Below are 10774 nucleotides of genomic sequence, written 5' to 3'. Positions count from 1 at the left end.
GGGGCCCGGAGGGGGCGGCGGGCCGGGACGGTGCCGACGGGCCGAACCTGCCATGTAGCCCCATGCGAAGGGACCCCAGTTCCAGCCTGCTGCGTGGCCGATGGGTGCAATGAACACCCGGAACACGAACAGTACGATGATCAGCATCACCATCAGGGACATGAACAGGATCACGATACCCAGAACGATATCCCCAAAAGTGGTGGGGCCGTTGTCCGGCTCCGCGTAGCCGCCATCGTCATAGCTGCCATCATCGTAGCTGCCATTGTTCAGATTTACCCCATAAACACTTGCAATGGTGTCGGCCACATTGTTGGCACAGGTGATTACTGCATCGCTGTAATCGCGGTTAACAAAATCACCTTCCATGGTCTGAGCGAGGGCACTGGCCTGACTTTCCAGCGTGGTGTTGCGGAAGCCGTCGCCGTAGGTCACGTAGTAATCGCCATCCTCGTAGATGGGCGACTCCATCACCAGCAGGATCAGCACGCCGTTGTTCTCGGAAGCCGAGCCGATGCCCCAGGCGTTGAAGGCCTGTGTTGCATAATCCTCAGTGGAATAATTACCCGTATAATCTACAGTCAGTACGCCGATCTGTGCTCCGTTGCAGCTGGACTGCAGCTGGTTGTTCAGATCAACGATGGTCTGGGTAGTGCTGTCGCTCAGGATGTTGGCGTCATCCACCACACACTGATCTCTGGGCAGATCCGGCAGGCTGGCGGCGGCAAATGCCGCCGGGCACAGGGCCGCTGCGCCCAACACAAGGGCCAGCACCAGAGCGCTTACGCGTTTTGCAAAATTTTTCATGCGAAGGGTTCAACCTCCTTTACACCGGCAATGGCTCCCAGCACGCTGGCCGGGAAGCCGCCGGTCTCTTTCTGGTAGTCGTAAACGGCATCGTTGTATTTCAGGGTGCCGATGATGGTAGCCGCACTGTTGAACTGGCCGTACTGGCCCTGCACCGCGCCCATCTTCATGGGGTCTGCGGCCTGCTCCTGCAGCTTTGCGTAGAGCTGGTCGATCCGCGACCCCAGCACCTCGTTGGCCTGATACAGCGCATGCATCGTGCTGCCCTGATAATAGGGCAGCGAGGTGAGTGCCTGACTTTTTCCGCCGTTCTGCACGGCTTCCAGACAGGCGGTAAAATCGCTCAGCGCGCTCTGTGCGGCCTGTACCTCGGCACTGTCCGCTCCCAGCGTGCTGCTGGCGGTAGTGATGATGTTTGCCGCCGTGTTCATGCGGGTGGTCAGCTCTTCGTTGAGGTTATAGCCGTTGTCTGCCGCCACACCCACCGTGTACCATTTGCGGACTTCGTTGTACCGGCTGCGCAGCTTGGCGCTGCCAAAGCCCAAAAAGGCCGCCAGCATCACCACCACGCTCAGGGCCAGTGCAGCTGCGCGGGTGGAAAGGGCTGCGGGCAGCTTTGCTTCCAGCCCTGCCAGCTTCTGCTGCAGAGGTGTCAGCGGCACGGCCTGCTCCGGCTGCTTTTGTTCGCGGTAGCTGCCCGCGTCAAAACCGCCGGAAGTGCTGTTCTGTTTTTGCGAAAAATCTGCGTTTGCCATCTCAGCTCCGGATCTCCATCATTTTTGCTTTCAGTTCGTCCTCGATGCGGTTCAGCTCCTGCTCGGCGGCAGCGCGCTTTGCGCGGCCCTCGCTCTGGATCTTGTTCAGCTCGTCCAGCGTCTCGATCAGGCTCTTGTTGGTCTGCTGCAGGGTCTCGATGTCCACCACACCGCGCTGAGATTCCCTTGCGGTCTCGATGGTACCCATCTTCAGGGCCTCGGCGTTCTTCTTGAGCAGGTCGTTGGTCATGTCGGTCACGGCACGTTCGGCCTGCATGGCCTGCTGGCTGTGGGCCAGACCCAGTGCCAGCACCATCTGGTTCTTCCACAGCGGGATGGTGTTGACGATGGTAGACTGGATCTTCTCTGCCATCATGGTGTCGTTGTTCTGCAGCAGGCGGATCTGAGGGCCCATCTGCAGGCTGATGTTGCGGGTCAGCTCCAGATCATAGAGCTTCTTCTCAAAGCGTTCGCACTGGTCGGCCAGATCACGAGCCGCCTGTGCATCCTCCGGCAGGCCGGAAACCTTGGCCTTATCCATGGCCTGCTGCAGCTCGTTTGCGCGCACATCGGCCAGCTTCTTTTTGCCGGCAAGGATATACATGCTCAGCTCCTTGAAGTAGGCCATGTTCAGATCATACATCTTATCCAGCATGGCGATGTCCTTGAGCAGCTGCACCTGATGGCCCTCCAGCATGGACTGGATCTTTTCCACGTTGGTCTCGGCCTTGTTGTACTTCATCTTCATGGCATCCAGCTGGTCGCCCTTCTTCTTGAAGAAGCCGAGGATGCCCTTTTTTTCTTCCTCGCCTGCATCAAAGCTCTTCAGCTCACCGATCAGGCTGGTGATCATATCGCCCACTTCGCCCAGATCCTTGGTGGCCACCTTGGAAAGGGCGGCCTCGGAGAAATCGCCGATCTTCTTCTGACAGGCGGAGCCGTACTGCAGCACCTGCTGGCTGTTGGTAATATCGATCTTTTCAGCAAACTGATCCACCATGGCCTGTTCTTCCGGGGTCAGGTTCACCTGCGGCTGCTCCGGTGCGGCAGCTTCCTGCTGGGCGGGTGCTGCCTTTTCCTCTTCTGCCGGGGTGGGGTCCAGCGTCAGGGTGGGTACTGCGGGTGCATCGAGGTCAAAGTTGAATGTATTATCAGCCATAAGAGATTCCTTCCTTTCCAAATACCATTTACCTTTTTTCTTAGCTCAGGCCCTGCCCTTTGAGCATGTTCTGCAGCACCGTGATATCTGCAGAAAGGTCCATGCTCTCGGCGGCGTACAGGGCATCCAGCTGGTTTTCAAACGCCGTGGCAATGGAAGCAGCATTGTGCTCCACCTCGGTACGGATGGCTGCGGCATTCTCGCCGCGCACGCCCTGCTTTGCCAGCTTTGCATACTGCTGCAGAACGTTCACCGCATCCGGCAGGTAATAGTTTGCGAACCTGCGCACCTGCTTTGCCTTTTCCGGGTTTGCTTCCACCGCTTCCACAATGGAGCGGCCCGCCTTTTCCATGCGGGTCATGGCGGCAGAGAGCTGCGGGTCCGGCAGCTGCTCGTTGAGGGTGTGCAGGGTATCCAGTTTCTGCTGAATGTCGGTCAGCATCGCGTCCACATCCTCCACACCGGTGTGGAAAGGCACTTCGTGCTCCACCACCCGGGGCAGGCAGACCTTCTGTGCCGCACCAAAGGCCACAAATGCACCGCCCAGCGCCGCCAGAAGCGCCCACAGCTTATACACCGGCAGTACCGCGCACAATACCAAAAAGACCAGTGCCATTGCATAAAATGGCAGAACGCTGGGCTTTCTGGTGCGGATGATCTTGCTCATGTTTCTTCTCCTTGTCCGGGGCATTGCCCCTTATGTTACCCATAATACCGCACCCCGCGAAAAACGCAAGGCTTTCACGGATAATTTACAACCTGGCCATCATTTGTTGATCCACGGCAAGAGGGCCGCTCCCCAGATTTCGCGCAGCTTTTCCGGGCGGCAGGCAGCGTTTGCCGGGCTGGTGCTGGGCAGCTTTACCGCTGCAATGCCGGACACCGGCTGCAGATACTTTGTATAGATCCGGTATGCGGTGGCTCCGTTGCAGAATACTGCTTCGATGGGTGCCTTTGCCAGCAGAGCGGCAATATCATTCGGCACTGCATCCTTGATGGAAGCATCCGCTGCGCCGGTGATGGTGCAGCGTTCCAGCGTGTCCCAGAGGGCCAGCCCATGGCGCAGGATGATCTGCTTTTTGGCTTCAATGTCCTCACGGGCAGGCACCGGCTCCCCGGTCAGCGCGGCCAGCACGGGCCAGAAGCGGTTCTGCGGGTGGCCGTAGTAAAAGGCCATCTCCCGGCTTTTGGGGCTGGGCCATGTGCCAAGGATCAGTGCCCGGCTGTGTTCGTTATACACCGGTTCAAAGCTCATTGTCCGCCTGCACTTTCAATTTTATCCCAAGGCGAGCCAAGGTCGCGGCCGGACGGCTCTGCTCTGGGGCCGTCGAACCACAGCTCATCGATCAGGTCGGCAAGGCCGTCCTCCCGCACATCGCCAATGATGCGGTCGGCGGCAGCCTTTGCGTCCGGCGTGCCGTTTGCCATGCAGCAGCCAAGGCCCGCTGCCTTCAGCATGGCCACATCGTTGGCAGAATCGCCTGCCGCCACGGCATCGGCCAGTGTCAGGCCCATCTTTTCGCACAGGTCGGCAAGGCCAACGCCTTTGTCCATTCCACCGCGCACGATGTCGTAGTAGCACAGGCCGTCGGCATTCTGCGCGCCCACCTGCATCCAGTGCAGGCCCAGATGGCCGTACTTGGCGTTGAAGTCCGCCACACGCTCCGGCGGCATGGCCGCAAAGGCGGCGTGGGGCATGTCGATCAGGTGGCGGTCCTGATCTTCGCCGTCCACGCAGTCCAGCCCGATGCTGTTCATCTGCTGATAGCCCCTGTGCAGATATTCATACTCGCAGTAGGCGTAGCAGGCATCCCTGAAATTGAACTGCAGCGGATAGTTATAATCCTCGCAGAAATCCACCAGTGCGTACATTTCCTCAGCGGTGAGCGGGTGCTCGGCCACGATGCGGCCCTCGCGGTCCACCACACAGGCACCGTTGCAGGTGATGGCATAATCGAACCGGATGCCGCCCAGCTGGCCTTTGAGGTTGACGCACGGATACGCACGTCCGGTGCTGAGCACAAATCTGCCGCCTGCGGCCTGCAGCTTTTTGATGGCTTTTACCACCTTCTGACGCGGCTTGCCCTCGCCAAAGGGCACCAGTGTGTTGTCGTAATCGCTTGCCAGAATCTTATATTGCATTCTATTCTCCCCTATGGAACTGAGTTTTGTACCAGTATACCATACTTTTTTAAAATTGGGGTGCATTTGGGCATAAAAATAAGGCTACTGCACAGAATTCCATGCAATAGCCTTATTTTGTTTCACGATGCTGTTTTCTTTGCAGCTTCTTCTCGTGATCACGCAAACACGGCCACGACCACCTGCATTGCCACGCCGAGGAATGCGCCTGCACCCCATGTCAGGCCGGTGATGAACAGGTTCTGCTTCCACGAAGGATTGGTGCGCCACAGCACCGCAAGGCCCACGCCTGCACCGGTGCAAAGGCCCGCCACCAGACTGGAAAAGCGCAGAGCACCTTCCACATACAGCTGGGTCAGCAGCACGCTGGCGGCGCAGTTGGGGATCAGGCCCACCAGCGCAGCCACTACCGGCTGGAAGAAGCCCATGCTGCCCAGAAGGTCTGCAAACACATCTTCGCCCACGCCTTCCACGATCAGGCCGAACACCAGACTGAACGCAAAAATGAACACAAAGATCTCCAGCGTATGGCGCAGGGCCGCTTTCCAGATGGGGGCGGGCTTGCCCTCTTCGTCGCTGTGCTCCTCGTGACAGTCCACCTCGTCGGCATGGCCGGTGTAGCCGCCGCGCAGCGATTTGGGCAGCACGCCGCGCAGCACAAAATCCAGCACAAAGCCCACCACAATGGCGTATACCACCTTGATGACCATGAGCACAGCCAGCTTATCCCAGTAGGCCGGCATGGATACCAGCAGCGGGATGGCTTCGTCGCTGGTGGCAAGGTAGACGGCCATCAGGGTGCCCAGCGTGATGACGCGGGAGGAGTAGAAGTTGGACGCAATGGCCGAAAAGCCACACTGCGGCACACAGCCCAGCACCGCGCCCGGAATCGCGCCCCAGCGCCCGCCGCCTGCCAGCAGTGCTTCAATGCGCTCACCGTGGCGGGTCTCGATATACTCGATCAGAAGATAAGCCAGAAACAGGAAGGGCAGCATCTTGGCGGTATCCACCAGAGATTCGCCCAGAACATCCAGAAACAGTTCCATATACGCTCCTAAAAACGACCGTTCGTCGCTTCATTTTAGTAAATTGCAAATTGGTTGCATTTTTGAACAGGGATGATTATACACGATATTCTCTCCAATTGCAATACCAAAATGCAAATTAGTTGCAAATTTATATTATAGAACGCTGCAGCGCGTAAAAAGCACGATCTTAAATGGTCTCCGCTGATGCTCCGACCATTTTCAGCGGAATTATTATTTTATTTCGCAATTCTGGAAAATCTGCGGATTTTCCAGAATTGCCTTTTCACGGAAGGAGTCATGACCGAAAGCGGAAGCTGCCGCGCTGGTTTCCTGTGGAAACATTCGCGCGGCGGAGTTAACGTTCTGCTTGTTTTCAGCGGGCTGAACCCTCTCAGGAGCTGGCACGCCGCAGGCGTGACCGAGAGGGTTCTGCCCGCAAGCACAAGCCTATCCTCCACGACCCCCGCCCATGAAAATGGGGTCCAGAAACGCCCGCAGGCGTTTCTGGACCCCAAAATCAAAAATATAATTTCCTTAGCTTATGCGCAAAGCAACGCGGAGCGCATTTCAAATCGTCCCACACAGCAGGAGTCTGCAGTCTGTTTTACCCCTTCATCGGTACAAAGCCCACAAGGTCTTTTACCACCTCGCCGCCGATGATCAGGCCGGCCACCGAGGGTACAAAGGCATTGGAGCCCGGCACCGAACGGCGCTGGGTGCACTTGCGCTGGGTGCCCGGAGGGCAGATGCAGTGATACTTGCAGCTGATGGCGTCATCCTCGATGGGGGTCATGGCAGGCTCCTTGGAGTAGACCACCTTCAGGTGCTTGATTTTGCGCTTGCGGCACTCGGTGCGCATCACCTTGGCCAGCGGGCAGACCGAGGTCTTGTAGATATCGGTCACTTCAAAGCGGGTCGGGTCCATCTTGTTGCCTGCGCCCATGGAGCAGATGATGGGGGTGCCCACCTCCTTGCACTTCATCACCAGCGCCAGCTTGCCGGTGACAGTGTCAATGGCATCCACCACATAGTCGTACTGGGTAAAGTCGAACTGGTCCTGTGTTTCCGGGCCAAAGAAGCACCGGTGGGTGGTCACCCTGATGTCCGGGTCAATGTCGTGGATGCGCTGTGCAGCCACATCTACCTTATATTGCCCTACCGTGCTGCGGGTGGCGATGATCTGGCGGTTGAGGTTGGTCAGGCAGACCTTATCATCATCGATCAGATCCAGTGCCCCCACGCCGCTGCGCGCCAGCGCTTCCACCGTGTAGCCGCCCACGCCGCCGATGCCGAACACCGCCACGCGGGAATTGTGCAGTTTTTCCATAGCTTCCGCGCCCAGCAGCAACTGCGTGCGGGAATACTGATTTTGCATTTTGTTCTCCTTGTTACTTTTCCACTCTCGTAATGGTGCCGCCGCCCAGCACGGTGTCGCCCTGATACAGCACCACGGCCTGACCGGGCGTAGGGGCGCGCTGGGGCTGGTCAAATTCCAGCCGGAAGCCGCACTCCGCCGGGTAGACGGTGGCGGCCTGCTCCACCTGATGGTACCGGGTGCGGGCTGTGACCCGCAGCGGCCCGGTCAGCTCCGGAATAGCGATCCAGTTCACCTCGTCCGCATACACGATGCGGTCGAACAGCATCTCCTCCGGCCCTACCGTGACGGTGTTTGCCTGCATGTCCTTGCCGCAGACGTACACAGGTGCCCCCATGGCAAGGCCCAGCCCCTTGCGCTGGCCGATGGTGTACCGCACCGCGCCGTTGTGGGTGCCCACCGCCCTGCCGCTCTCATCCAGAAAATCACCTGCCGGGTAGTGTTTGCCGGTGAAGTCCTCCATAAAGCGGGCATAGTCGCCATCCGGCACGAAGCAGATGTCCTGACTGTCGTGCTTGCGGGCATTGACAAATTTGTGCTGCTCCGCGATCTCGCGCACCTCAGTCTTGTGCAGGCCGCCCAGCGGCAGACGGATATGCGCCAGCTGCTCCTGAGTGAGGTTGTAGAGCACGTAGCTCTGGTCCTTGCCCTCGTCCAGCCCCTTTTTGAGCAGGAAACGGCCGGTGGCCTCGTCCTGCTCCACCCGGGCATAGTGGCCCGTGACCACATACTCCATGCCGTGTGCCCGAGCCCAGTCCAGCAGATGGCGGAACTTCATATATTTATTGCAGTCGATGCAGGGGTTCGGCGTGCCGCCCGCCTCATACACGCGGACGAATTTTTCAATGATCTGTTCCCGGAAGTCGGCCGTGAAATCCAGCACCTCGTACGGGATATCCATGGCAAACGCCACCTCTGCCGCGTCCTCGATGTCCTTTTCCGAGCAGCAGGTGTGAAAGCCGGACTGTCCCAGCGTTTCGTTGCGGGTGAGCCGCATGGTGATGCCGGTGCAGTCATAGCCTGCCTGCTGCATGAGCCATGCCGCCACCGAGCTGTCCACGCCGCCGCTCATGGCAATGAGGGCACGCGGCTTTGAATCAGGGGTCTGTGTGGTCATAAGTTCTCCTTTGGTGCATTCAACACACTAAAACAGTAGTATAATAGTAACTCTGAAAAAAGAGCTTGTCAAGACGCAGCGAGCTGCTGCACTGCGGCCAGCAGGGCTTGCCGCTCGTTGGGATATTCTTCCCGGATCACACCGTCCAGCAGCGCTTCCAGCACTTTGCGGATGCCCGGCCCCGCCGGGACGCCTGCCGCCATCAGGTCGCGGCCATTCACAGCCAACTGGCTGACGCGGCAACATACGCCGTCCGCGTCCAATTGTTCGGCCAATTCGGAAAGTGCAGCAAAATCAGCCGCCCGTTCCGGCTGCAGGGCTGTGCCCAGTGCTGCCAAACGCTGCACGGTACACAAGTTATATTTGCCCAGTAGTCGGCGGGCGTAGATAGTAAAGTCGGGTGTGACGGTAGTTTCTCTGAGGACCGTCCGCTGGGGTAGGACCCTGTTGCCGAAGGCAATAGGGCGGGCGATGGAATGGCCTGCAACAGCAACGACCGCCGCCAGTGGCGGAAACAGGAAGTTGCTGTTGGGACAGCGGCCAGCAGGATGCGAGTGCTGCTCAAAGCACGAAGCATCCGCTGGGTGCCGCAACCCGTACTCGTGTCCGAAGAGAAAGCTACCGTCACGCCTTCTGGCTTCCCGCACCAACACCGCCGCCTCTTCAATCAAGGCATTGGAGCAGCGCAGGCGCTTGAGTGTGCGGCGGATGCCGTCCTCGCCAAGGCTCAGCAGCAGCGCCGCCAGACGGACGGGCAGAGCCTGCTCCCCCGCCGGGCAGGCATCCACCACCGGCTTTGCCGCCGCCAGTGCCTCCGATGAAAGCTCCGGCAGAATAACAAGCAGTATTTTTTTGTCAAGATATGCCGCAGGGGCGGGTGCGCTCAGCAGTTTTGCAAGCTCTTCCTCGATGCGCTCCACCGATACGCAGTCCAGATGGGCACACAGCTCCTGTGCCGCCTGCGCCGTGGGCGGGTCGATGGAAAAGCCAAACCGGGCTGCGAAGCGGTACAGCCGCAGGATGCGCAGCGCGTCCTCGGTGAACCGCTGGCGGGGCACACCCACCGCCCGTACGATGCCGCTTTGCAGGTCGGCCTGCCCGCCAAAGGGGTCCACAAGGCCCTCTTTTTCATTGTAGGCCATGGCGTTGATGGTAAGATCCCGCCGGGCCAGATCCTCCCGCACATCCGGCACAAAGTGCACCTCGTCCGGGTGGCGGCCATCTGTGTAGGTGCCTTCTGTACGGAAGGTGGTGATCTCGTAAAGGGCACCGCTCTGCTTCACCGTTACCGTGCCGTGCTGCAGGCCGGTGGGGATGCACCGCTGCGCGCCGAACAGCTCCATCACCTGCTGCGGCAGAGCACTGGTGCACAGGTCCCAGTCGTGCGGTGTAAGGCCCAGCAGACTGTCTCGCACGCAGCCGCCCACCACGTAGGCTGCATAGCCCGCCCTGTGCAGGGTGTCCAGCAGCTCTGCCGCACCCTCGTCCATCCGGATGGTCATGGCTGTGCCTCCTCGTACTGCAGAGTGATGCTTTTGCCGTCAAAGCCGCACTCCGCCGCCGGGAAGATGCTCTGTGCCTGCGCGGCATACTCCTCCGGGTCGGTGATCATGGGGGAATAATGGGTCAGCCAAAGCCGCTTTGTCCTCGCCTGCGCGGCAAGGGTCGCGCTCTGCCCAAAGGTGCTGTGCCCCCACTGACGGGCCTGGTCTTCCTGCTCCGGAAGGGCATAGGTGGCATCGCATATCAGCAGGTCTGCGTCATGCGCCGCCTGCAAATAATACGGGCAGGGGGCCGTATCGCCGGAAAATACCACGCTCAACCCCTTGCGCGGGGCGCCCAGCACCTGCGCAGGCTGCACCGTTCTGCCCTCCACGGCAACGCTCTGCCCTTTCTGCAGCAGCTTCCATTGCTGCACTGGCACCCCCAGCGCCCGGGCCTGCTCCGGCGAGAATTTGCCTGCACGGGGCAGCTCCAGCCGGTAGCCAAGGCTTTTTACCCGGTGCTTTGTGGCAAACGGCACCAGCCGCGCACCGGCAGGCCAGCCCTCGCTCAGCGCATCCAGCGCCAGCGGCTGGCCCGGCATAAGCACCTGCGGCTTCACCGGATAGGGCAGCGGGCCGGTCAGTGCCCGCACCGCCGCCCAGATATCCGGCAGGCCCTCCGGACCCAGCAGCGCAAGCGGCCTTGTGCGGCCCTGCGCCCCCAGAGTCTGCAAAAGGCCCGGCAGACCAAAGATGTGGTCGCCATGGTAGTGGGTCAGGCAGATGGCATCTGCCCGCATCAGGTTCACGCCTGCCCGGTGTGCCGCTGCCTGCGTACCCTCGCCGCAGTCCCACAGCAGGCCGTGACCGCCGCAGGCAGCAAACGCCGCCGAGAGTGCCCGGTCCG

General features: G+C 59.9%; 11 protein-coding genes. All 11 read right to left on the bottom strand.

Features of this window, described 5'->3' with window-relative positions; all coding sequences use genetic code 11:
- Window positions 1–807: TPM domain-containing protein (locus QZL71_RS12320; RefSeq protein WP_294648986.1), on the bottom strand; the 807-nt coding region annotated here is incomplete at its 3' end.
- Window positions 804–1562, bottom strand: coding sequence for a LemA (locus QZL71_RS12315; protein WP_120020960.1), 759 nt, complete (start codon window positions 1560–1562; stop codon window positions 804–806). The genes QZL71_RS12315 and QZL71_RS12320, both read right to left, overlap by 4 nt.
- A gap of 1 nt (window position 1563) precedes the next feature.
- Window positions 1564–2721: a toxic anion resistance protein gene (locus QZL71_RS12310; RefSeq protein WP_294648984.1), complete on the bottom strand. Its 1158-nt coding sequence runs from the start codon at window positions 2719–2721 to the stop codon at window positions 1564–1566.
- 40 nt (window positions 2722–2761) lie between these two features.
- Window positions 2762–3388 carry a 5-bromo-4-chloroindolyl phosphate hydrolysis family protein gene (locus QZL71_RS12305; protein ID WP_294648983.1) on the bottom strand — a complete coding sequence of 209 codons (627 nt, stop codon included), beginning with the start codon at window positions 3386–3388 and terminating at the stop codon, window positions 2762–2764.
- Window positions 3389–3487: 99 nt separating this feature from the next.
- Entirely contained in the window at window positions 3488–3976 is a 489-nt protein-coding gene (locus tag QZL71_RS12300; protein WP_120020958.1) for a DNA-deoxyinosine glycosylase, read from the bottom strand.
- On the bottom strand, window positions 3973–4863 hold the full coding sequence (locus QZL71_RS12295; RefSeq protein ID WP_187119402.1) for an HAD-IIB family hydrolase: 891 nt from the start codon (window positions 4861–4863) through the stop codon (window positions 3973–3975). Before QZL71_RS12295 ends, QZL71_RS12300 begins: the two co-directional genes overlap by 4 nt.
- A gap of 158 nt (window positions 4864–5021) precedes the next feature.
- Window positions 5022–5909 (bottom strand): putative manganese transporter, encoded by an 888-nt coding sequence (locus QZL71_RS12290; protein ID WP_005941425.1) that lies wholly within the window; start codon window positions 5907–5909, stop codon window positions 5022–5024.
- Window positions 5910–6495: 586 nt separating this feature from the next.
- Complete coding sequence (locus tag QZL71_RS12285; RefSeq protein WP_294648981.1) at window positions 6496–7266, bottom strand: tRNA threonylcarbamoyladenosine dehydratase; 771 nt, start codon at window positions 7264–7266, stop codon at window positions 6496–6498.
- Between the two features lie 13 nt (window positions 7267–7279).
- Window positions 7280–8383, bottom strand: a complete 1104-nt coding sequence (gene mnmA, locus QZL71_RS12280; RefSeq protein ID WP_294648979.1) for a tRNA 2-thiouridine(34) synthase MnmA — start codon at window positions 8381–8383, stop codon at window positions 7280–7282.
- A gap of 68 nt (window positions 8384–8451) precedes the next feature.
- A complete protein-coding gene (locus QZL71_RS12275) occupies window positions 8452–9885 on the bottom strand; it encodes a CCA tRNA nucleotidyltransferase (protein ID WP_294648977.1) in 1434 nt (477 codons plus the stop codon).
- On the bottom strand, window positions 9882–10774 hold an 893-nt coding region (locus tag QZL71_RS12270), incomplete at its 5' end, for a ribonuclease Z (RefSeq protein ID WP_294648976.1). The genes QZL71_RS12275 and QZL71_RS12270, both read right to left, overlap by 4 nt.

This window comes from uncultured Faecalibacterium sp., assembly GCF_900066275.1.
Classification (GTDB): Bacteria; Bacillota; Clostridia; order Oscillospirales; family Ruminococcaceae; genus Faecalibacterium; species Faecalibacterium taiwanense.
Note: the sequence above shows the minus strand (reverse complement) of the source record. Positions and strands in the feature narration are given on the sequence as shown.